Raw genomic sequence first — 18,980 nt, 5'->3', positions numbered from 1 at the left:
AGGGAGAGACGGAAAATGAAAAAGCTGTTGATGGGCGCTTCGGCGCTGATGATGGGCGCAGGGGCGGCCAATGCGGCCGACGATCTGACGCTGCAACTGAAATGGGTCACGCAAGCACAGTTTGCGGGCTATTATGTTGCGCTGGAAAACGGGTTTTACTCCGATGAGGATTTGAACGTCACCATCAAACCCGGTGGCCCGGATATCGCCCCCACGCAGGTTGTGGCTGGTGGTGGGGCCGATGTGGTGATCGACTGGATGCCTTCGGCGCTGGCGGCGCGGGAAAAAGGCCTGTCATTGGTCAATATCGCCCAACCGTTTAAGTCGTCGGGCATGATGCTGACCTGCCGCAAAGATACCGGCGTGGCCAGCCCGGCAGATTTCCCGGGTCGGACGCTGGGCGTGTGGTTTTTTGGCAATGAATACCCGTTTCTGAGCTGGATGAGCACGCTGGGCTATTCCACAGAGGGAGGCGAGGAGGGCGTCACCGTTCTGAAACAGGGCTTTAACGTTGATCCGATCCTGCAGGGACAGGCCGATTGCGTATCGACCATGACCTATAATGAATATTGGCAGATCATTGATGCGGGCCTCTCAGCCGATGATCTGGTGACGTTCAAGTATGAGGATCAGGGCGTTGCGACGCTGGAAGATGGTCTTTATGTGATCGAAGAACGCCTGAGTGACGAGGATTTCAAAGATCAATTGGTGCGGTTTGTGCGGGCCTCTATGCGCGGTTGGAAATGGGCAGAGGAAAACCCTGATGCCGCCGCTGATATCGTACTGGAATACGATGAAACCGGTGCCCAAACTGAAAAGCATCAACGTCGCATGATGGGCGAGATTGCTAAACTGACGGCCGGATCCAATGGTTCGTTGGATGAGGCGGATTACCAGCGGACAGTCGATACGCTTTTGGGTGGCGGCTCTGATCCGGTGATTTCTGCCGCGCCGGAGGGGGCCTGGACCCATGAAATTACGGATGCTGCACTGAACTGATCACAACCCAGTACAGTTATCTACACTGGCCCGCCTTTTGGCGGGCTTTTGTTTTAGTTCTAGTCGTCCGGTCGATATTTGGCCCGATTTGTGCTATGGTCCATCTGTCGGGCGGTCCCGCGGAGAAGGGTATTCTCTGATCTTCAATAGGGGGCTGACATGAAGAAGATTCACGCAACGGTTATGTTATCAGTGCTCCTCGTATTAGGACTCGCAGCGCCAGCCTTGTCAGGCGGCATGACACAGGAAACCACAGTTCACAGGTTTACCGATGCCTCGGTCATTGACGGGGCGACGGGGATGCTGACCCGTATGGATACTGGCGTTTATATGGTGGTTGATACCAAGGAGCTGACCCCCGGCGATGCGGTGACAATGTGGTGGGTTGTGTTCAATGAGCCTGCCAACTGTTCAGATGGTGAATGTGGTGAGGATGACGTGCTGGTCATGGATGCAGACGGCAATATTGCCGACAGCCCGGACGGCGTGCCACCCCTGAATATGGATGCCTGGAAAGCTGCTGGCATTTCGCTCTTACGCGCCGATGGCATCGTGATCGACAAGGATGGAACTGCGCAGTTCCGTGGCCATCTGCCGGTGGGCGATACCTCTGAGGCGGTGGCCGGGCCGGGCTTGCTCGATGCCTATAAGGCCGAAGTGCATTCGGTTATTCGCAGCCATCAGCAACCGATCGAGGGGCTGCTGAATGCTCAACTAAATTCGATGAATGGCGGGTGCGCGGATAGCTGGCCGAATGAACCATGCGAAGATCTGCAGTTTACTGTGTTCAAACCGTAAAGCGTTGAGCGCGCGAATAGAAAAGGGCCGGTCGCTATGCAACCGGCCCTTTGGTAATTGATATACCGTGTTCTTACTCGCGGTTGCCGAAGAGTTGCAGCAGGAACATGAACATGTTGATGAAGTCCAGATACAGGCTCAACGCGCCCATGATGGCGGCTTTGGCCAGCCATTCCTGATCGCCGTGATGGGCGTGGGCCAGGTATGTGGTTTTAATCTTTTGGGTGTCATAGGCGGTGAGGCCAGCAAAAATCAGAACGCCCAGGATTGAGATCGCAAAGGTCATCGCGGCAGAGGCCAGGAAGATATTCACGATAGATGCCACGATCAGGCCGATCACGCCCATGATCAGGAAGGCACCCCAAGCAGAGATATCTTTCTTTGTGGTGTAGCCATAGAGCGACAGGCCAGCAAAAGCGATCGAGGTGATCAGAAAGACCTGCACGATTGATTGGCCGGTGAAGACCAAGAAGATCGAGCTGATCGAGATCCCCATCAGAACTGCGAATGCATAGAACATCAGCTGAACGCCAGCGGCGGACATACGATTGGCCGCGGCACCAAAGCCCAGGAAGATGAAGGCCAGAGGTGCAAACATCACCACCCATTTCAAGGGCGACATGTACAGCGCCTCACCCAAGCCGGTCAGATACTGACCTTCGCGGATGGCCACAGTTGCGGCAGATGGATCGGTGGTGACAGCCAGACCGGCGATGGCCCAAGCAGCCAGAAATGTGATGAATGTGCCCACGGACATGGTGCCGTAGACTTTGTTCATATGGGCGCGCAGGCCCTCGTCAATCTCGGCAGAGCGGGCACCAACCCGGACGTCTGCTTGATGGAATTCAGCCATTTATATGGTCTCCACTACTCATAATATTCCCGGCGGCCCGGATTCGGGCCACCTTCCTATTGGAATATCGGTAAAGAAGCCCCTTTTTTCAAGGAAATCCGACTAAATAAGAGCGAATTTGCTGTGTGGTGCTATTTTATCCAGTAATTGGGGGCATCCCAGATGGAACGATTGGCTTCTTGATCTACCTGATCCCGGGTCAACCCCATATCGCGAAGCGCCGCATCGGGCAGGTCTGTTAGTAGCAAGCGCTGTTTGCGAACAGCCAGGATATGAAACAGTCTGGCCAATAATCCAACGGATGCCGGAGCCGGTGCATATGTGCAGTTTTCGGTGCTGATGATCTGTGACATAACCTTTCCTTTCGTGATGTGTTTCTGGTAAGCCATCAATTATGTTGATATGTGGCACGTCATGTTGCATAATGGAAATGAATGTTTTTGTTTTAATGCATCACAGGAATTGATGAATGAGAAATATAGATATGACGGCGCTTAGATCGTTCGTGGCGGTGGCTGATGCCGGTGGTGTGACCAAAGCCGCAGGTTTTCTACATTTGACCCAATCAGCCGTTTCCATGCAGTTGAAGCGTCTGGAGGAGATGTTGAGTGTGCAACTATTGGATCGCAGCGCCCGCCAGATTGCCCTGACCAGTGAGGGGGAGTTGTTGTTAAGCTATGCCCGACGCATTTTGGAACTGAACGACGATGTCTATAGCAAGCTGACGGATACCGACTATGAAGGCGAGATCGTTCTGGGGGTCCCGCATGACATCGTCTATCCGGCCATCCCGACTGTGCTGCAGCGATTTAACGCCATGTATCCGCGGATGCGTGTGCAGTTGATGTCATCCTACACGACCAAACTGAAGGAGCTTTTTTCCCAGGGGAAATGCGATCTGATCCTGACGACAGAGGATGGTTGCGATTTGGATGGGGAAACCCTGAGGGAGCTGCCATTGATCTGGTTCGGGGCCGTGAATGGTTGTGCCTGGAAAACACGCCCCTTACGTCTGGCCTATGAGCAACGCTGCGCTTTTCGGCGCACGGTTCAGGAAGCGTTGGACAAAGCCGGAATCGCGTGGGAGATGGCGGTCGAGAGCTCCTCCAGCCGTGCGATCGAGGTTAGTGTTAGTGCCGATTTGGCGGTAAATGCGCAATTGGAGGGCACCCAACCTGGGCATTTGACGCCCATTCAGCATGGCGGGTCCCTGCCGGATTTGGGCACCAAAAAGATCAACCTATATCTTGCGGACCTTAATCGCGGTGGTGATGTCATCAAAGAACTGGCAGATCTGGTGCGGCAATCCTATGGGCCAAAGGCGCCGGTGGCGTTGCGAGCGTGATGTTACGGCGCGACGACGATTTTGCCCGTGGCCTTGCGGTGGCGTAAAAGTGTCAGTGCCTCCGCAGCCTGATCAAGGGTCAGGGTATGGCTGATGTTGGGGGTTAGCCTGCCCTCATCGAACCAACGCATCAGATCAGACAAGCTGGAGCGAAGAAGCTCTGCCTTGAAATCCAGATAGCCGCCCCAGTTCAAGCCAATCAGGGTGATGTTTTTAACCAGCATATGGTTGGGGCGTATGTCGGGCAGTTGACCGCTGGCAAAACCGATCAGCAGATATCGTGCATCCGGGTTGCAGGCGCGGAAGGCGGCGGTGTATTGATCGCCGCCAACAGGATCGTAGACCACATCGGCCCCACCAAGTGATTTGACCGTTTCCCGGATATCTTGCGTGTCCGTGTCGATCAGGTGATCTGCCCCGGCCTGACGGGCGATTTCAAGCCTCTCTAATCCCCGGGCGCAGGCAATGACCGTTGCGCCCATAGCTTTGCCAATCTCGACCGCTGTCAGCCCGACGCCGCCCGCGGCCCCAAGCACCAAAAGGGTTTCATCGGGCCGCAACCTTGCCTTGTAATCCAGCGCCAGATGGGAGGTGCCATAAGCCACCTGAAAGCCAGCGGCCTGTTCAAAGCTCATGTTATCGGGAATTGGCAGGCAGGCGTCTGTTGAAAAACAACCATATTCCGCCAAGCCACCTTGGCCTGAATAGACGGCAACGCGCTGGCCCATCATGGATGTCGGGACATCTGGGCCCACGGCATCAACGGTACCGGCCAGTTCCAGCCCAAGTGTGAAGGGAATAGTGGGTGTTTTCTGATAAGTACCTTTGATCATTAGAAGATCGGCGAAATTTAGCCCACAGGCGGCGATTTTTAGCCGCACTTCACCTGTGCCCGGCGTCGGGTCGGTAATATTATTTAATTTGGCGGTGTTAGGGCTGATGACTTGATAGGCACGCATGGTTTGACCTCCTGCCTGATCGATACGATGCAGAGGCGGGCGGGTAAAGATGCATGTTTTCGAAAACTGAAATCCGGTTAACTTTATCAAAAGGAGAGTGGAGTTAAAAAAAACACCGAAATGGTGTATAATTTGTCATACATAAAGATACAAATGCGGTTTCTGGTCACGGAAGTCTCAATTTGAACGTGTCCAAAAGGCCAAGTTGGTGGGATCGCTTTTTGCGTGTACGACTGGTCCAACGCGGATTGTTCGGACATCCAGGCACCACTCATGGGACGGGCAGCGTTACGAGTAGAACAATAGGAGACAAACAATGAAGCATCCTGTAGATGTTTATGTTGGCAAGAGGATCAGGCAACGTCGTTGGATGGTGGGCATGACCCAACAGCAACTGGCCGAAAAGGTTGGAATCAAGTTTCAACAGATTCAGAAATATGAAACCGGTATGAACCGGGTCAGCGCGTCGCGCTTGTGGGATATTTCCATGGCGATGGATGTGACGATTTCTTATTTCTTCGAAGGTTTGGACGACGGAAAGACCAAATCCGCGAAGGATACGCCGATGCAAGGTGATCTGGTTGCCGACAAAGAGGCACTGGAATTGATCCGGTCGTATTACGCCATGCCTGAAAAGCAGCGCAAACGGCTGTTTGATCTGGCCCGCGTTCTGAGCGACGCCGCCTGAAAGACGTGACCTGTCCTTGACCAACGGCTGCGCCCTGCGCATTACGTAGGGTACAGATACGATGCAAGGGCAGGGAATGACTATTTTGGGGATTGAGGATCGGCAGAGCATCATTGAAACAGCAAGGGTGCTCGCCGATACCGCACGACAGGCAACGCTGACGCATTTTCGTGCAGACGGGCTGACCGCTGACAACAAGCTGAAATCGGGATTTGATCCGGTCACGATCGCGGACCGCGAGGCCGAAGAAGGCATGCGCGCGGCGTTGGCACGACTGCGTCCGCAAGACGGCATTCTGGGTGAAGAATTTGGCGCGCAACCGGGCAGCAGCGGGCTGACCTGGGTTTTGGATCCGGTGGATGGCACGCGGGGATTTCTGTCTGGTACACCGACTTGGGGCGTTTTGATCGCGGTCAGTGATGAAAACGGGCCGATCTATGGTGTGGTTGATCAACCTTATATTGGGGAACGGTTTTGTGGCGGCCTTGGACAGGCGCATTACACAGGGCCCCTTGGCGAAAGGCCGCTTAAGGCCCGGGCTGCGCGCGGATTGGACGAGGCGATCCTGTTTACCACATTTCCCGAAATCGGCACCAAGGAAGAGCGGCACGCGTTTGAGCAGGTGGCCGACCGGGTGAAACTGGTGCGTTATGGTATGGATTGTTACGCCTATGCGCTGCTCGCTGCGGGGCAGATCGATTTGGTGATCGAATGTGGGCTGAATTCTTACGACATTCAGGCCCCGATTGCGGTGATCGAGGCCGCTGGCGGTGTGGTGACCAACTGGCAGGGGGGTCGGGCCCATCAGGGGGGACAGGTGGTTGCGGCCTCCTCTCGCGCTCTGCTGGATGAGGTGCTGCTGCTGCTCGATGGCTGACAAGAATTGACCCAGTGCGGGGTATTGGGGCATAGTGCTGCCGACCCGCCGAGTCCTTTACCCCTTCTGTCGGCGGACCCTCACATCAACCGAAGGGGCGACATGTGAGGGATTATGACTGAACTTCTTATCCGCAATGCCGATTTGATCCTGACAATGGATGATGACCGCCGGGAATTGGCGGGGCATGATTTGCGCCTGAAAGATGGGCAAGTCGTTGAAATAGGGGAAAACTTGGAGCCGCGTGGCGAAGTGATCAATGCCGCGGGTTGTCTGGTGACACCGGGGTTGGTCAACACGCATCACCATTTGTACCAATCGCTGACCCGGGCTGTTCCGGGTGCGCAGGATGCGCTGTTGTTTGGGTGGTTGCAGACGCTTTATCCGATCTGGTCACGGTTTGGGCCAGAAGAGATGCGCGTTTCGGCGCTGGTTGGGTTGGGCGAATTGGCGTTGTCTGGCTGTACGATGACATCCGATCATCTGTACCTCTATCCCAACGGATCGCGTCTGGATGATACGATTGACGCCGCGCAGGAGATCGGATTGCGGTTTCACCCTACGCGCGGGGCCATGTCGATCGGCGAAAGCGACGGGGGGTTGCCGCCCGACGGCCTGGTGGAGCGGGAAGAGGATATTTTGCGCGATTCCATTCGCCTGATTGATCGTTATCATGACGCGTCAGAGGGGGCGATGCTGCGCATTGGTTTGGCGCCGTGTTCGCCGTTTTCCGTTAGCCGCGAATTGATGCGCGATGCGGCAGTGCTGGCCCGGGACAAGGGGGTGATGTTGCACACCCATCTGGCCGAAAATGACGAAGACATCGCCTATAGCCTGGGAAAATTTGGCTGCCGCCCGGGGCAATATGCCGAGGATCTGGGCTGGACCGGCGATGATGTCTGGCATGCTCATTGCGTTAAGTTAGACATGCAAGAAATTGATTTGTTTTCGAAATCCAGAACCGGTGTTGCCCATTGCCCCTGTTCGAACTGTCGCTTGGGATCGGGCATCGCGCCTGTTCGCGAAATGCGAGATCAGGGGGTCAAGGTCGGACTTGGTGTGGATGGGTCAGCCTCTAATGACACCGGCAATCTGGTGGCAGAGGCGCGTCACGCGATGTTGTTGCAGCGGGTTAGCCGCGGTGCAGATGCGATGAGCGCACGTGAGGCGTTGGAAATTGCCACGCGAGGGGGCGCCGATGTGTTGGGGCGTTCGGATTGCGGGCGTCTGGCGGTGGGCAAGCGCGCCGATATCGCCATCTGGGACATGTCAGGGGTAGAGGCCGCAGGCAGTTGGGATTCAGCCGCGCTGTTGCTGGCGGGGCCGACGCGGGTGCGCGATCTGATCGTTAATGGCAAGAAAGTGGTTCAGGATGGTCATATTCTGACCACAGATTTCGGGCAAGCTGTCAGACGACAGCAGGTTCTTGCCCATAATCTGGCCGGATAGGGGTTACGCTGGTGTAACTGCAGCGAATCTGCTTTGTAACGGAGACACCGTATGAAAATGCGGACTGACGAGCAGAGACAGAGAAAAATGAACAAAGCACTTGCCACCGTTTTGTGTGCAGTGATGAGTATTGCGGGTTGTTCCAGTTATCAAAGTACAGTGAGCCGGGCAGAGCCTGTGTCACTGGTTGTTGCCCCGGCGCATACGGCTGCCGGACAAGTGGGGCGCGCCCTGAATGCTGAACGTCGGTCGCGCGGGCTGCATCCTGTGTCTTACAACCCAACCCTAAGCACCGCAGCCATGGATCATGCCCGTGACATGTCGCGTCAGCGCTATTTTTCGCATGACAGCAAGGATGGCACCACGCATTTCCGCCGGGTGACGCGACGCGGCTACAATGCTTGTTTGGCGGCAGAAAATATCGCACGGGGCTATTCCTCTATCGATACGGTGATGCAGGGCTGGATGGACAGTCCGGGCCATCGCCGCAACAACCTGCATCGCGGCGTTTACGAATACGGCGCGGCCTATGTGGAACGCGGTAATTACTGGGTTCTGGTGCTTGCCCGCCATTGCGATAGCTGAGCGCTGCGCCACCCAATTTACCTTGACCAGACTGACCGCCCGGGATAACAGGGCGCTGTGGCGATTTGTACACCGGATTGCGGGCCACGTTAAACATGCTGCTAAAGAGGTCAGGGCAAAACCCTCGACGTCTGTGAACGGTGAGGGTTTTTTTGTGCCCATAAATTGGGCGCCCTTGTTGGAGAGACGAAATGAGCAAGGACTGGAATACACGGACAAAGCTGGTGCATGCGGGCAGTCGGCGCAGCCAGTATAGCGAGCTGTCAGAGGCGATATTTCTGACTCAGGGCTTTGCCTATGCAAGCCCCGAACAGGCTGAGGCGCGGTTTATCGAAACCGGTGAGGATGAGTTCATCTATGCCCGCTATGGCAACCCAACGGTGCGGATGTTCGAAGATCGCATTGCGGCGCTGGAAGGGACAGAAGATGCCTTTGCCACTGCCTCTGGGATGGCGGCGGTTAATGCGGCGCTGACCTCTCTGTTGCGGGCGGGCGATCACGTTGTCTCGGCCAAGGCGCTGTTTGGATCGTGCCTGTATATCCTAGAGGAAATCCTGACCCGCTATGGGGTGGAGGTGACATTTGTTGATGGCACCGATCTGGATGCGTGGCGCGCAGCGATGCGGCCAGACACAAAGGCCGTGTTTTTAGAGGCGCTGTCAAACCCGACGCTGGAAGTCATTGATATCAAAGGTGTGTCTGACATTGCCCATGAGGTCGGTGCGCTGGTGATTGTGGACAATGTATTTGCGACGCCAATTTTTCAGCGCTCCGGCGATCTGGGTGCAGACGTGATTGTCTATTCCGCGACCAAGCATATTGACGGGCAGGGGCGCTGTCTGGGCGGTGTGGTCTGTGGGACCAAGGACTATATCCGCAAGGTGCTGGAACCCTATATGAAGCATACCGGCGGGGCGCTGAGCCCCTTTAATGCCTGGGTGATGCTGAAAGGTATGGAGACGCTGGATCTGCGATGCCGGGCCCAGGGTAAATCGGCGTTGGCGATTGCCGAAGACCTGCAAGGCCATGCGAAGCTGGAACGGGTCATCTTCCCGCATCTGCCGGACCATCCGCAATACGAACTGGCGAAATCGCAGATGGAAATGGGCGGAACGGTTCTGTCGTTGGATATCGTAGGCGGGCAGGAGGCGGCTTTCCGTTTCCTGAATGCGTTGGAGATTTTCAAAATCTCGAACAATCTGGGTGACGCGAAAAGCATTATCACTCATCCGACCACGACAACCCACCAACGTCTGACCGATGAGCAGCGGGCTGAGCTGGGGATTACCCCCGGGTTGGTGCGTATCTCTATCGGGATCGAGGATACGGACGATCTGATCGCGGATATCAAGCAGGCACTGGACGCGGTCTGAGCAAATCAAGCCGCGCTGGAATAGGGGCCAAGCCGGTTTGAAAGTTCTTTGATCAGAACCCGTTGAACCGCACGGAATCGGGCATTGCTGGATAGATCTTCCAGCAATGCGACCCAGACCGGGACTTTGATCGGCGGTATCTCGCTGTTCACGCGGGTCAGCCTGTCATCGTTGTCGGCCAGGATGCGGGGGATGAAAGCCTTGCCCAGTCCTGCCACAGCGAGCTTTTGCAATGTGTAAAAACTATCGGCCCGATGATGGATCTGGTCTGATAGAATATTGGCTTCCATCCATTTTCCGATCACTGAACCGGTCAACGGCCCGTCCAGCCCAAGCCAGCGGTCATCTGAATTTGAGGTGCCGTAAACGCACAGTTCGAGGTGGCCGGCGATTTCTCCGGTCAGGCCGTCGGAGAGGGTTTTGGCGGGTCGAACCGCGATGTCAGAGGCCATTCGTTGAAAATCATGGCGCGTGTTGGAGCTGAGAAGAGAAAGTTCAATTTCCGGGTATTGCGCTGAAATTATTGATATAATACCGGGTAGGATGCTGTTGCATATGCTGTCGGTCGAGGCGATGCGCACAGGACCGCGCAGATCCTGATCGGTGCCGACGATGGCGTGATTGATTGTCAGAACGGCCTCTTCCACATTTCGGGCGGCGCGGAGGATTGGTTCGGCCTCTGGCAGCAGTTTGTAGCCAGATTGAGCGTGTTCAAAGATTGTTTTTCCGTGACGCGCTTCAAACGCCGCGACCCTGCGCAGGACCGTGGCGTGAGTGACGCCCAGTAGCTGTGCAGCAGCATTCAACGAGCCCGTTTCTGCCACAGCGAGGACAAAACGGATATCATCCCAGTTGTTGTTCATAAATTAACATCTAAAGTAAAAAACTTGGCAATTGAAATGGTATTTTCACAAGATAGAGTTTCGATAGTTGTGATGATGAAACGGAGTAATTTCATGAAGAATTTTGGAAAAATGGTTGCGCTGAGCGTTGCAGGCGCTTTGGTTGCCGGGTCGATAATTGCTCAGGAAAGTGACAATCCCGCGGTAAAGGCACGGCAAGACGTGATGAGCCTGCGTGGATTTTATCTGGGGCAGATGTTTGCGATGGCAAAGGGTGATGTGGAATACAACGCAGATTCCGCGCAAGCCGCAGCGGATAGCCTAGCAGCTGTGATTGGATTGGACATGTCGGCAATGTGGCCCGCTGGATCGGATAGTGAGTCCATCTCTGGTACACGTGCCAAGGCAAATATCTGGTCCGATTTCGGTGGTGTCATGGAAATAGCTGGCGAATTGAACGGGGCTGTTGCGAATCTGCAAACCGCTGCGGGCACTGATCTGGATGCATTGAAAGCCGCGCTTGGTCCTGTTGGTGCGGCTTGCACGGCCTGCCATAAGGAATATCGCGCCCCCGCCAATTAATGGTGTGAATGGTGCGCAACTACGTTCGGCTTCTTGTTGCCCTATTTCTGATCGCTTTGGGCGCGGGGTGGTTTCTGACCGCACCGGACAAGCTGCCCCATGGGGCGTTGGAGAGGTTGGAACCTGATCTGGAACGTGGCCGCTGGGTTTTCTACGCCGGCGGCTGCGCGTCCTGCCATTCTGCGCCAAGGGCGGAGGGCGACGACAAACTGATCCTGTCTGGTGGGCGGGCGTTTAAATCGGATTTCGGCACGTTCTTTGCGCCGAATATCTCCAGCGATGTTCAGCAGGGAATTGGGGGTTGGTCCGCGGAGGATCTGGCCAATGCGATGTTGTTTGGAACCGGGCCGGGCGGTCAGCATTATTATCCTGCTTTTCCCTACACCTCTTATGTGCGGGCAGAGCTTGGGGATATCGTAGCGTTGCATGCGTTCTTGCAAATCTTGCCAGCATCTGAAACCTCGAGCCAGCCGCATGACGTAAGTTTTCCTTTCAATATCCGGCGCAGTCTTGGCGGATGGAAGCAACTCTTTGCCCGCACAGGCTGGGTGATTGAAGGGGAGTTGAGTGATCTGGAACGTCGCGGACGCTATCTGGTGGAAGGTCTTGGGCATTGCGGGGAGTGTCACACGCCGCGCAATGCACTGGGTGGGCTGGACTATGATCGCTGGCTTGGCGGTGCCCCTGCGCCGGGAGGAAAGGGCCGGGTGCCCAACTTGACCCCGGCGAAGTTGAACTGGTCTGTGAATGATATCGCGGAATATCTGAGATCAGGGTTCACCCCGGAATTTGACACTGCTGGTGGCGAGATGGCCGCTGTGGTGGAAAACACCAGCCAATTGACCGATGAAGATCGCGCCGCGATTGCGGCCTATCTGAAAATTGTGCCTGCTGTGGAGTAGCCGACGCTATTTGAAACTGCGGCTTTCCTTGATCTGATCCCAGGCCCAGACAACCTCTTGCAGCTGTTCCTCTTGGGAGCGATCGCCGCCGTTCATATCAGGGTGAAGAACCTTGATCAGGGATTTGTATTGTTTGCGGATTTCGGCCTTGGTCCAGTGATCCTTGGCCTCTAGAATCTCTACCGCGCGACGTTCTGTCGGGGGCAGGCGGCGGGTGCCGCTGATGCCTTTGCCGGGATTCTGTGTGGCGTTGCCGCCCAGAACCTCATGCGCGTCATTGATGCCCAGACGATCCCAGGCGCGTTCCTCGGCCGATTTTTTAAACGGTTTGGTGTCGCGGTTCCATACACGATCGGATTGGATCTGCTGATCCATCTCTTCTTCGGTCGCGCCGTTGAAGAAGTTCCATTTCAAATTGTATTCGCGCACGTGATCTTTGCAGAACCAGTAAAACTCATCCAGATGATCCGGGGATCTGGGCGCGCGGTATTTGCCAGCCTCTTCACAGCCGTCATTGTGACATTTCCGCGTCGACGTCTCAAACGCCCCGGACATGCCACGCCGTCCGCGTGGGTTTTTCTTCTTTGCAGAAGAAACTGACATGTCAAATCCAAATGGATCGTTCTTCTTCATCGCCAAGACCTTTGATAGAACTATTCGACTCGGAGCGAAGAGTTTAGTCCATTACGCAGGCGTGTGAAGAGGAAAGATCACAAAAATGACCGTAGCAGAAGAAATTCGCGTAAAGCTGGAGACGGCCTTTCACCCCAGAGAGCTGGAAGTGATCAATGAAAGTTCCCATCATCAGGGCCATGCAGGCGATGATGGCAGTGGTGAAAGCCATTTTCGTGTCGTGATCCGGGCAGATGGTTTTGCGGCTCAAAGCCGTGTGGCACGTCACCGGGCCGTGCACAAGGCGCTGGGGGCGGACATCACAGGCCGCATTCATGCCCTGGCGCTGGATATATCAGGCTAGGGTCAGTCGGCCGGGTCCGTCTTGGGGCTGGCGATCTGTGGTGCTTTGGTCGGGGCGTCTGTGTTGACGCCTGGCAGGCTGGGGGCGTTGTGGGGCTTGGCATTGCTGAGCGGAGTTCCCAGGACCAAGGGTTCCTCTGCCAATACGCGGCGAAAGACCAGAACACTTTGATCTTCAAGCGACTTTTTGCCGAGCCCCGAACGTGTTTCCACCGGCATGGTATCCGTGCGCTGATATTCCCAGCCATCCTTGCCGTGTTGGTTCATCAGATCCATCAGCGTATGCGCAAACCGGTCCTCGGTCGTTTTCAGCCCTTTGACCTTTTCTGCGCGTTTGGGGGCCGGGATAACCATATATTCGTAGCGTGGCATATCGAATGTCCGTCAACTGATTTCCGGTCGGAGTATCAGATACGGATCATGCAGCACAAGTCGTAGGGAAAAACGTGGCGATGTGTTGCCGTTCTGCCGGGTCAATCGATGCCTTCGACAAGAATCATATTAGCCTGTGCAGAGGCATGCCGATGGGCGACAAGTGCCTGATATTCGGGATCATCGTGCCAACGGTGAGCATGGTCGAGATCGGGAAATTTCAAAACCACAACGCTTGGGTAGTCCCACTCACCCTCGATCAGCTTTATGGGTTTAGAGGAGGTGACGATTAATTCCCCGCCATATCGTTCAAAGATCGGCATGAAATCCGCGAGGTATTTTTTATAACGTTCCGGGTCGTGGATTTGCATCTGTGCGATGAAATAGGCACTCATCTGGGGCTCCATCATGTTTATGCGACCAAGATACACGTTGTGGAATTGCATGGGAATAAGGGTAAAAGCATGATATCCATGCGTTCATGCATGATCTGAATTGGGATGATTTGCGACTGCTGTTGGCCGTAGGGCAGGTTGGGTCCCTGTCCGGCGCTGCTGGTCAGTTGGGGATTAATCAATCCACGGTGTCTCGTCGATTGGCGCGGTTAGAGGCGCAGCTCGATTGCCGTTTGGTTGACCGGTCTGTCTTGGGCATCAATCTGACCCAAGCAGGCACAGAGCTCTTTCAAATGGCAGAGCAAATGTCAGAGGATGTCGCCGTGCGCACGTCCCGGCTGATCGGGCGGGACACGACCGTCAGTGGGCGGTTACATGTGACCTGTGTCGATATGATGATCGACAGGTTTCTGGCACCCCATCTGGCGGAGTTTTCTGATCTGTATCCGGAAGTTGAGCTGATTCTGGAGGGTACGATGAACCCGATCAACCTGATGAAAAACGAGGCGGATATTGCGATCAGAGTCAGCGCAAATCCCCATGAGTTGCTTGTGGGGCGCCGGATTTGTGATTTTGGATTGGCGGTTTATACGGCCAAGGGAATTTCGGCTGAGGACAGAGATGATCTGGGCTGGATTAGCTGGAGCACCGATAGTGCGGCTGCAGCGATCATGACGCGACATTTTCCCGACGCTGCGGTCCGGCATCGGACAGACAGCTTTCTGGCGGTAAATGCACTGGTAAAGGCGGGCTTAGGGGTTGCGATGATGCCTTGCTATTGGGGGGATTGTGACCCGGATTTGAAGAGGGTTTTCCCAACCCTCATCCCAGAAGAGCAGGGGCTATGGCTGCTGATGCATCCGGAAAAGCAGCGATTGGCGCGCATTCGGGCGTTTGTTGATTTCATGATCCCGCGATTGAAGGCTAATAAAGACTGGTTCGAAGGGCAGGGCATTCTGGACGCTTAGGGTTTTAAGCGATCCCCAGACGTTTAGCCAAAGGCAATAAGCCCCAGTAGGATTGCCAGCGCAGAGCAGCCATTGGCAAACAGAGAGACCCGCAACCGTGTCGAGGGGGATGCCGCAGCCGGGCCCTTCAGGATGAAATATTGCAGTGCCAGGGCGGCAAGGGTCAGCGCCACAACCACGATCATCTTTAGAATGAAAACGACGCCCGCGCCCTCTGGATAAAGGCTGGAATACAACCATGGGCCAGTGATCCACAGTAGAATCAAGCCGGTAAAGGAAAGGCGCCCCAGGCGTTTGACAATGGGTGCGGCGATTGCCGGTTCTGCCTTTAGCATCAATCCGGTGACGATTGCCGACAGGCCGCAACCCAGGCCGATGCTGAAGCCGAGATAGTGGATAAATTTCAATAAAAGCAGCATTTTAAGTTCCCCCAATCACCGTGGTGATGGGGGATATGTTAGCTGTTTGCGAGCTTTTTCGCCACCAGTTCGTTTACCGCCTTTGGATTGGCCTTGCCGCCGGTGGCTTTCATCACCTGACCTACGAACCATCCAGCGAGCTTTGGATTTTCCTTGGCTTTCTGAACCTGAGCCGGGTTGTCGGCGATGACCTGATCAACGGCGGCTTCAATCGCACCAGTATCGGTGACCTGTTTCATGCCGCGTGCCTCGACAATCTGGGCCGGATCGCCGCCTTCGGTATAGACGATTTCGAACACGTCCTTGGCGATTTTGCCGGAGATGTCGCCCTTGGCGATCAAGTCGATGATACCGCCCAGCTGGTCTGGGTTGACCGGGCTGGCGATGATGTCTTTGTCGTCTTTTTTCAGGCGACCAAAAAGTTCGTTGATAACCCAGTTTGCGGCCATCTTGCCGTCACGGCCTTTGGCGACCGATTCAAAATAGTCGGCGGCCTCGACCTCTGCGGTCAGAACGCCAGCGTCATATTCTGACAGACCCATATCGCTGACAAAGCGGGCCTTTTTCGCATCGGGCAGTTCCGGCAGGTTGGCCGCGATGTCATCAACCCAGGCCTGTTCGATTTCCAATGGCAGCAGATCGGGATCGGGGAAGTAGCGGTAATCATGCGCCTCTTCCTTGGACCGCATCGACCGGGTTTCGCCCTTGTCCGGGTCATACAGGCGCGTTTCCTGATCGACATTGCCACCATCCTCGATAATCGCGATTTGGCGTCGGGCCTCATACTCAATCGCCTGCTGGATAAAGCGCATTGAGTTCATGTTCTTGATCTCGCACCGGGTGCCCAGATGGCTGAAATCTTGTGATTCCTGATATCTTTCATAGTCACCTGGGCGGCAAACCGACACGTTCACGTCAGCACGCATTGATCCGTTTTGCATGTTGCCATCGCAGGTGCCCAGATAGCGCATGATCTGACGCAGCTTGCCGACATAGGCGGCGGCCTCTTCCGGGCCACGGATATCTGGCCGCGACACGATTTCCATCAAACAGACGCCGGTTCGATTCAGATCGACGAAGGACATGTGCGGATCCATGTCGTGAATGGATTTACCCGCGTCCTGTTCCATGTGGATGCGTTCGATGCGTACGCGGCGGGCCACACCCGGGCCCATATCGACGATCACTTCGCCCTCTCCCACAATCGGGTGGTAGAGCTGTGAAATCTGATAGCCCTGAGGCAAGTCAGGATAGAAATAGTTTTTGCGGTCAAAGGCCGATGTCAGATTGATCTGAGCTTTCAGCCCCAAACCGGTACGGACGGCCTGTTCGACGCAATATTCGTTGATGACAGGCAGCATGCCGGGCATGGCGGCGTCCACGAATGATACGTTGGCATTTGGCTCTGCCCCGAATTTTGTCGAAGCACCCGAAAAGAGTTTGGCGTTAGAGCTGACCTGCGCGTGAACTTCGAGCCCGATGACCAATTCCCAATCGGATTTGGCGCCATGGATGACTTTGGGTTCAGGGGTGGTGTAGGTCAGGTGGTCCAGCATTGTATGTTCCTGCATCAGACGGTTCGGCGCGTGTTCTAGGACAGGGGCGGCCAAGGGGCAAGGGAAATGGCCGCATTTGGGTGGCAAAGCACCGCCTGAAACGGGGAAAGATCATGGATTGACTTGTATCATAGCAAAAGATTGAAAACTCTGTGGTTTGGGGGCGCAGGGCAGGATGAAGAAAATGACAAAAGTTGGTTTGGCAGCAGGCGTGATAGCCGGCTGTATTGCTGCGGTTGTGCTAATCGCGTGTGGCCGTAAGGAGCCGGAGACAAAGGCACCTGCGCCAGAACTGGCGCGTGCGTTGCCCGCGATGGCATGGGATCACCGGCCAGAGGCGCAGAAATGGACCAAGGTTAGCTTAAACGCGCTGGCCAATCATGCCGCCGTTCTGACCGAAATTGTCCCAGCTGATATCGATACCTATTGCCCGGCATACCCGCAGGCCAATCTCGAGGATCGTCAGGCGTTTTGGGCCGGTCTGCTGTCGGCACTGGCCAAACACGAAAGCACCTGGAACCCCGACGCGGTGGGCGGGGATGGCAGGTGGTTTGGTTTAGTGCAGATTTCCCCTGGGACGGCGAAAGGTTATGGCTGTCAGGCACAGTCTGGCGAGGCCTTGAAAAACGGTGAAAAGAACCTGTCCTGCGCCTTGCGAATTGCGGCTGTGACGATTCCGCGTGACGGGGTGATTTCGCGCGGGGGGCGGGGCTTTGCCGCTGATTGGGGGCCGTTTCATTCCGAGCGCAAACGAACCGACATCATCAATTGGACGCGGTCGCAAAGCTATTGTTCAAAATAGGCCGCGATCAGACCCGGCAAGTGTAAAGTCTTGAAAGGTCTCGTTAAACCCGATGAGCGGCCAGTCAAGCTCTGTCGAGCGACCATGACGATCCACGAAAGTGAAGAGAAAGCGGTCGCTGCTTTGCATAGCTTGAAGAAGTTCGTCTGCTTCTGGTCCGGTAAAGACACAGGTTAGCCCCGTTAGACATCCGGGTCGCTGGGTCTGCCAAGAGATATCTGTGCCGTCGATCATTCGAAAGCCGTCTGGGGCAAACAACGTTCCGCGTTCCATGCCAAATTCAATTCGAATGCCGGAATCTTCGGGTGTAACAAACACAAATTGCGCGGCAAATTTGGGACGTGGGGAAAACACATCGACCCGTCTAATATAGCAGCGTTGCCGTAATTGGCCGTCTTCTGTCCGTTCATCACAGATTGATTCCCAGATGCCGGACTTGAAGAAATGTTTGACCACCCAATCGCTGGGACGGTCATTTCCGTCGCGGTCTTGTGCGATCACCGGAAAAGCGGCCAACAACAAAAATAGAACATTCAGAATCGCATAACGCATGGGCAAACCCCTTCATGCGCAGATTAGGAGGTCTGAACAGTTTCCGAGGTCACGATTGTGCGAGGATATCTTTTTCTGAACAATGATTGGAGATCATTGACAGCCGAGATGGCATTCGACTGTTTGTCAGAAAGCGATTTTGCATCGTTGGAGACGATTCCGTGGAAAATTTGTTGTACGGAATCAAAAATGGTTTGGTCTGCAAAATGATGCAGGCGTTGCAGGACGAGCTCGATTGCGGATTCCGGGGTCTTGCAGGACCCAACCATCCACTGGCCGAGAGTTAGAAGATCAGCACCGACACTTTCGTTCAGCCCATATGCGGCGCGTAGCTCCGACGTGGCAGAAGTTTGGTGTTTTGCGGTGGCGGAACCGTCCAACGCAATAAATGCGGCAGTTAACGTTGCTGCTGCAAGTTTTTCGTTATTGATTTGGGCGATGGGATGCTGCCGAGGGTCGTAAGTAAACCCCAATTTGCGCGCGGCGAGCCGTGCTTTTGGAGAAATACGGCTTAAACCATCCGCTGCCAGGAGTGTATTGCGCATGCGGATGCAAAGAATTGCGAACCAGATAGCCAACAGAATTATAGCAATTTTAAGAGACATTTAATCCTGTATCGCAATCTTATGCGCCACCACCTATGCGATAGTTACCTGTAGGTTACCTGCCATACAAGTATGGAATTCCGT

The 18,980-nt window shown here is 55.0% G+C and carries 24 protein-coding genes and 1 riboswitch; of the genes, 13 read left to right on the top strand and 11 right to left on the bottom strand.

Annotation, left to right across the window (positions count from 1 at the left end):
• The first annotated feature begins 15 nt into the window (after positions 1-15).
• Together AC2D8P_RS02585 and AC2D8P_RS02580 are read left to right on the top strand one after the other, a co-directional pair.
• Positions 16-999, top strand: a complete 984-nt coding sequence (locus AC2D8P_RS02585) for an ABC transporter substrate-binding protein (protein ID WP_484700178.1) — start codon at positions 16-18, stop codon at positions 997-999.
• 159 nt (positions 1,000-1,158) lie between these two features.
• A complete protein-coding gene (locus tag AC2D8P_RS02580; protein ID WP_484700176.1) occupies positions 1,159-1,797 on the top strand; it encodes a hypothetical protein in 639 nt (212 codons plus the stop codon).
• A 73-nt stretch (positions 1,798-1,870) separates the two neighbouring features.
• On the opposite strand, the gene AC2D8P_RS02575 is transcribed toward AC2D8P_RS02580, so the two are convergent.
• Complete coding sequence (locus tag AC2D8P_RS02575) at positions 1,871-2,650, bottom strand: Bax inhibitor-1/YccA family protein (RefSeq protein ID WP_484700174.1); 780 nt, start codon at positions 2,648-2,650, stop codon at positions 1,871-1,873.
• A gap of 131 nt (positions 2,651-2,781) precedes the next feature.
• Positions 2,782-3,003 (bottom strand): DUF1127 domain-containing protein, encoded by a 222-nt coding sequence (locus AC2D8P_RS02570; protein WP_484700173.1) that lies wholly within the window; start codon positions 3,001-3,003, stop codon positions 2,782-2,784.
• A gap of 116 nt (positions 3,004-3,119) precedes the next feature.
• Between AC2D8P_RS02570 and AC2D8P_RS02565 the strand changes: the two genes are divergently transcribed.
• On the top strand, positions 3,120-3,995 hold the full coding sequence (locus AC2D8P_RS02565; protein WP_484700171.1) for a LysR family transcriptional regulator: 876 nt from the start codon (positions 3,120-3,122) through the stop codon (positions 3,993-3,995).
• A 2-nt stretch (positions 3,996-3,997) separates the two neighbouring features.
• On the opposite strand, the gene AC2D8P_RS02560 is transcribed toward AC2D8P_RS02565, so the two are convergent.
• On the bottom strand, positions 3,998-4,954 hold the full coding sequence (locus AC2D8P_RS02560; protein ID WP_484700169.1) for an NADPH:quinone oxidoreductase family protein: 957 nt from the start codon (positions 4,952-4,954) through the stop codon (positions 3,998-4,000).
• A 316-nt stretch (positions 4,955-5,270) separates the two neighbouring features.
• Between AC2D8P_RS02560 and AC2D8P_RS02555 the strand changes: the two genes are divergently transcribed.
• From AC2D8P_RS02555 to metZ, 5 genes are all read left to right on the top strand, one after another.
• The gene (locus tag AC2D8P_RS02555) at positions 5,271-5,642 is read left to right on the top strand and encodes a helix-turn-helix domain-containing protein (protein ID WP_484700167.1); all 372 of its coding nucleotides are present in this window, start codon (positions 5,271-5,273) and stop codon (positions 5,640-5,642) included.
• 76 nt (positions 5,643-5,718) lie between these two features.
• Complete coding sequence (hisN, locus tag AC2D8P_RS02550) at positions 5,719-6,519, top strand: histidinol-phosphatase (RefSeq protein WP_484700165.1); 801 nt, start codon at positions 5,719-5,721, stop codon at positions 6,517-6,519.
• A 114-nt stretch (positions 6,520-6,633) separates the two neighbouring features.
• Positions 6,634-7,968, top strand: a complete 1,335-nt coding sequence (locus tag AC2D8P_RS02545; RefSeq protein ID WP_484700163.1) for an 8-oxoguanine deaminase — start codon at positions 6,634-6,636, stop codon at positions 7,966-7,968.
• 87 nt (positions 7,969-8,055) lie between these two features.
• Positions 8,056-8,553, top strand: a complete 498-nt coding sequence (locus tag AC2D8P_RS02540; protein ID WP_484700161.1) for a CAP domain-containing protein — start codon at positions 8,056-8,058, stop codon at positions 8,551-8,553.
• Positions 8,554-8,600: 47 nt separating this feature from the next.
• Positions 8,601-8,679: riboswitch (SAM riboswitch) on the top strand.
• A gap of 65 nt (positions 8,680-8,744) precedes the next feature.
• A complete protein-coding gene (metZ, locus tag AC2D8P_RS02535) occupies positions 8,745-9,926 on the top strand; it encodes an O-succinylhomoserine sulfhydrylase (RefSeq protein WP_484700158.1) in 1,182 nt (393 codons plus the stop codon).
• A 5-nt stretch (positions 9,927-9,931) separates the two neighbouring features.
• Here the strand turns inward: metZ and AC2D8P_RS02530 are convergent, their stop codons facing one another.
• The gene (locus AC2D8P_RS02530; RefSeq protein WP_484700156.1) at positions 9,932-10,789 is read right to left on the bottom strand and encodes a LysR family transcriptional regulator; all 858 of its coding nucleotides are present in this window, start codon (positions 10,787-10,789) and stop codon (positions 9,932-9,934) included.
• A 93-nt stretch (positions 10,790-10,882) separates the two neighbouring features.
• On the opposite strand from AC2D8P_RS02530, the gene AC2D8P_RS02525 reads away from it, so the two are divergent.
• Entirely contained in the window at positions 10,883-11,350 is a 468-nt protein-coding gene (locus tag AC2D8P_RS02525) for a c-type cytochrome (protein WP_484700154.1), read from the top strand.
• 11 nt (positions 11,351-11,361) lie between these two features.
• Positions 11,362-12,252, top strand: a complete 891-nt coding sequence (locus AC2D8P_RS02520; RefSeq protein ID WP_484700152.1) for a c-type cytochrome — start codon at positions 11,362-11,364, stop codon at positions 12,250-12,252.
• A 6-nt stretch (positions 12,253-12,258) separates the two neighbouring features.
• On the opposite strand, the gene AC2D8P_RS02515 is transcribed toward AC2D8P_RS02520, so the two are convergent.
• Complete coding sequence (locus AC2D8P_RS02515) at positions 12,259-12,885, bottom strand: DnaJ domain-containing protein (RefSeq protein WP_484700150.1); 627 nt, start codon at positions 12,883-12,885, stop codon at positions 12,259-12,261.
• Positions 12,886-12,970: 85 nt separating this feature from the next.
• Here AC2D8P_RS02515 and AC2D8P_RS02510 point away from each other — a divergent pair, with 85 nt between their 5' ends.
• Entirely contained in the window at positions 12,971-13,228 is a 258-nt protein-coding gene (locus tag AC2D8P_RS02510; RefSeq protein ID WP_484700148.1) for a BolA family protein, read from the top strand.
• A 2-nt stretch (positions 13,229-13,230) separates the two neighbouring features.
• Here AC2D8P_RS02510 and AC2D8P_RS02505 read toward each other — a convergent pair whose 3' ends face one another.
• Together AC2D8P_RS02505 and AC2D8P_RS02500 are read right to left on the bottom strand one after the other, a co-directional pair.
• A complete protein-coding gene (locus tag AC2D8P_RS02505; RefSeq protein ID WP_484700146.1) occupies positions 13,231-13,599 on the bottom strand; it encodes a DUF4177 domain-containing protein in 369 nt (122 codons plus the stop codon).
• 101 nt (positions 13,600-13,700) lie between these two features.
• On the bottom strand, positions 13,701-13,994 hold the full coding sequence (locus AC2D8P_RS02500) for a DUF1330 domain-containing protein (RefSeq protein ID WP_484700144.1): 294 nt from the start codon (positions 13,992-13,994) through the stop codon (positions 13,701-13,703).
• A gap of 86 nt (positions 13,995-14,080) precedes the next feature.
• Between AC2D8P_RS02500 and AC2D8P_RS02495 the strand changes: the two genes are divergently transcribed.
• Positions 14,081-14,962 (top strand): LysR family transcriptional regulator, encoded by an 882-nt coding sequence (locus tag AC2D8P_RS02495; protein WP_484700142.1) that lies wholly within the window; start codon positions 14,081-14,083, stop codon positions 14,960-14,962.
• Between the two features lie 23 nt (positions 14,963-14,985).
• On the opposite strand, the gene AC2D8P_RS02490 is transcribed toward AC2D8P_RS02495, so the two are convergent.
• Positions 14,986-15,381, bottom strand: a complete 396-nt coding sequence (locus AC2D8P_RS02490) for a hypothetical protein (RefSeq protein WP_484700140.1) — start codon at positions 15,379-15,381, stop codon at positions 14,986-14,988.
• Positions 15,382-15,419: 38 nt separating this feature from the next.
• On the bottom strand, positions 15,420-16,937 hold the full coding sequence (gene gatB / locus AC2D8P_RS02485; protein WP_484700138.1) for an Asp-tRNA(Asn)/Glu-tRNA(Gln) amidotransferase subunit GatB: 1,518 nt from the start codon (positions 16,935-16,937) through the stop codon (positions 15,420-15,422).
• A 184-nt stretch (positions 16,938-17,121) separates the two neighbouring features.
• On the opposite strand from gatB, the gene AC2D8P_RS02480 reads away from it, so the two are divergent.
• The gene (locus AC2D8P_RS02480) at positions 17,122-17,739 is read left to right on the top strand and encodes a lytic transglycosylase domain-containing protein (protein ID WP_484700136.1); all 618 of its coding nucleotides are present in this window, start codon (positions 17,122-17,124) and stop codon (positions 17,737-17,739) included.
• Here AC2D8P_RS02480 and AC2D8P_RS02475 read toward each other — a convergent pair.
• On the bottom strand, positions 17,731-18,291 hold the full coding sequence (locus AC2D8P_RS02475; RefSeq protein WP_484700135.1) for an invasion associated locus B family protein: 561 nt from the start codon (positions 18,289-18,291) through the stop codon (positions 17,731-17,733). The two genes, AC2D8P_RS02480 and AC2D8P_RS02475, sit on opposite strands and share 9 nt — an antisense overlap.
• A gap of 23 nt (positions 18,292-18,314) precedes the next feature.
• The gene (locus tag AC2D8P_RS02470) at positions 18,315-18,896 is read right to left on the bottom strand and encodes a hypothetical protein (protein ID WP_484700133.1); all 582 of its coding nucleotides are present in this window, start codon (positions 18,894-18,896) and stop codon (positions 18,315-18,317) included.
• Between the last annotated feature and the right edge of the window lie 84 nt (positions 18,897-18,980).

The organism is Roseovarius sp. YIN77, from assembly GCF_057219155.1.
This window is presented reverse-complemented; position numbering and strand designations above follow the sequence as displayed.

What these genes read in the sequence shown, in the direction of transcription:
- AC2D8P_RS02585 (WP_484700178.1), top strand. Translation starts at nt 16, where the DNA reads ATGAAAAAGCTGTTGATGGGCGCTTCGGCGCTGATGATGGGCGCAGGG.
- AC2D8P_RS02580 (WP_484700176.1), top strand. Translation starts at nt 1,159, where the DNA reads ATGAAGAAGATTCACGCAACGGTTATGTTATCAGTGCTCCTCGTATTA.
- AC2D8P_RS02575 (WP_484700174.1), bottom strand. Translation starts at nt 2,650, where the DNA reads ATGGCTGAATTCCATCAAGCAGACGTCCGGGTTGGTGCCCGCTCTGCC.
- AC2D8P_RS02570 (WP_484700173.1), bottom strand. Translation starts at nt 3,003, where the DNA reads ATGTCACAGATCATCAGCACCGAAAACTGCACATATGCACCGGCTCCG.
- AC2D8P_RS02565 (WP_484700171.1), top strand. Translation starts at nt 3,120, where the DNA reads ATGAGAAATATAGATATGACGGCGCTTAGATCGTTCGTGGCGGTGGCT.
- AC2D8P_RS02560 (WP_484700169.1), bottom strand. Translation starts at nt 4,954, where the DNA reads ATGCGTGCCTATCAAGTCATCAGCCCTAACACCGCCAAATTAAATAAT.
- AC2D8P_RS02555 (WP_484700167.1), top strand. Translation starts at nt 5,271, where the DNA reads ATGAAGCATCCTGTAGATGTTTATGTTGGCAAGAGGATCAGGCAACGT.
- hisN (WP_484700165.1), top strand. Translation starts at nt 5,719, where the DNA reads ATGACTATTTTGGGGATTGAGGATCGGCAGAGCATCATTGAAACAGCA.
- AC2D8P_RS02545 (WP_484700163.1), top strand. Translation starts at nt 6,634, where the DNA reads ATGACTGAACTTCTTATCCGCAATGCCGATTTGATCCTGACAATGGAT.
- AC2D8P_RS02540 (WP_484700161.1), top strand. Translation starts at nt 8,056, where the DNA reads ATGAACAAAGCACTTGCCACCGTTTTGTGTGCAGTGATGAGTATTGCG.
- metZ (WP_484700158.1), top strand. Translation starts at nt 8,745, where the DNA reads ATGAGCAAGGACTGGAATACACGGACAAAGCTGGTGCATGCGGGCAGT.
- AC2D8P_RS02530 (WP_484700156.1), bottom strand. Translation starts at nt 10,789, where the DNA reads ATGAACAACAACTGGGATGATATCCGTTTTGTCCTCGCTGTGGCAGAA.
- AC2D8P_RS02525 (WP_484700154.1), top strand. Translation starts at nt 10,883, where the DNA reads ATGAAGAATTTTGGAAAAATGGTTGCGCTGAGCGTTGCAGGCGCTTTG.
- AC2D8P_RS02515 (WP_484700150.1), bottom strand. Translation starts at nt 12,885, where the DNA reads ATGAAGAAGAACGATCCATTTGGATTTGACATGTCAGTTTCTTCTGCA.
- AC2D8P_RS02510 (WP_484700148.1), top strand. Translation starts at nt 12,971, where the DNA reads ATGACCGTAGCAGAAGAAATTCGCGTAAAGCTGGAGACGGCCTTTCAC.
- AC2D8P_RS02505 (WP_484700146.1), bottom strand. Translation starts at nt 13,599, where the DNA reads ATGCCACGCTACGAATATATGGTTATCCCGGCCCCCAAACGCGCAGAA.
- AC2D8P_RS02500 (WP_484700144.1), bottom strand. Translation starts at nt 13,994, where the DNA reads ATGAGTGCCTATTTCATCGCACAGATGCAAATCCACGACCCGGAACGT.
- AC2D8P_RS02495 (WP_484700142.1), top strand. Translation starts at nt 14,081, where the DNA reads ATGCATGATCTGAATTGGGATGATTTGCGACTGCTGTTGGCCGTAGGG.
- AC2D8P_RS02490 (WP_484700140.1), bottom strand. Translation starts at nt 15,381, where the DNA reads ATGCTGCTTTTATTGAAATTTATCCACTATCTCGGCTTCAGCATCGGC.
- gatB (WP_484700138.1), bottom strand. Translation starts at nt 16,937, where the DNA reads ATGCTGGACCACCTGACCTACACCACCCCTGAACCCAAAGTCATCCAT.
- AC2D8P_RS02480 (WP_484700136.1), top strand. Translation starts at nt 17,122, where the DNA reads ATGACAAAAGTTGGTTTGGCAGCAGGCGTGATAGCCGGCTGTATTGCT.
- AC2D8P_RS02475 (WP_484700135.1), bottom strand. Translation starts at nt 18,291, where the DNA reads ATGCGTTATGCGATTCTGAATGTTCTATTTTTGTTGTTGGCCGCTTTT.
- AC2D8P_RS02470 (WP_484700133.1), bottom strand. Translation starts at nt 18,896, where the DNA reads ATGTCTCTTAAAATTGCTATAATTCTGTTGGCTATCTGGTTCGCAATT.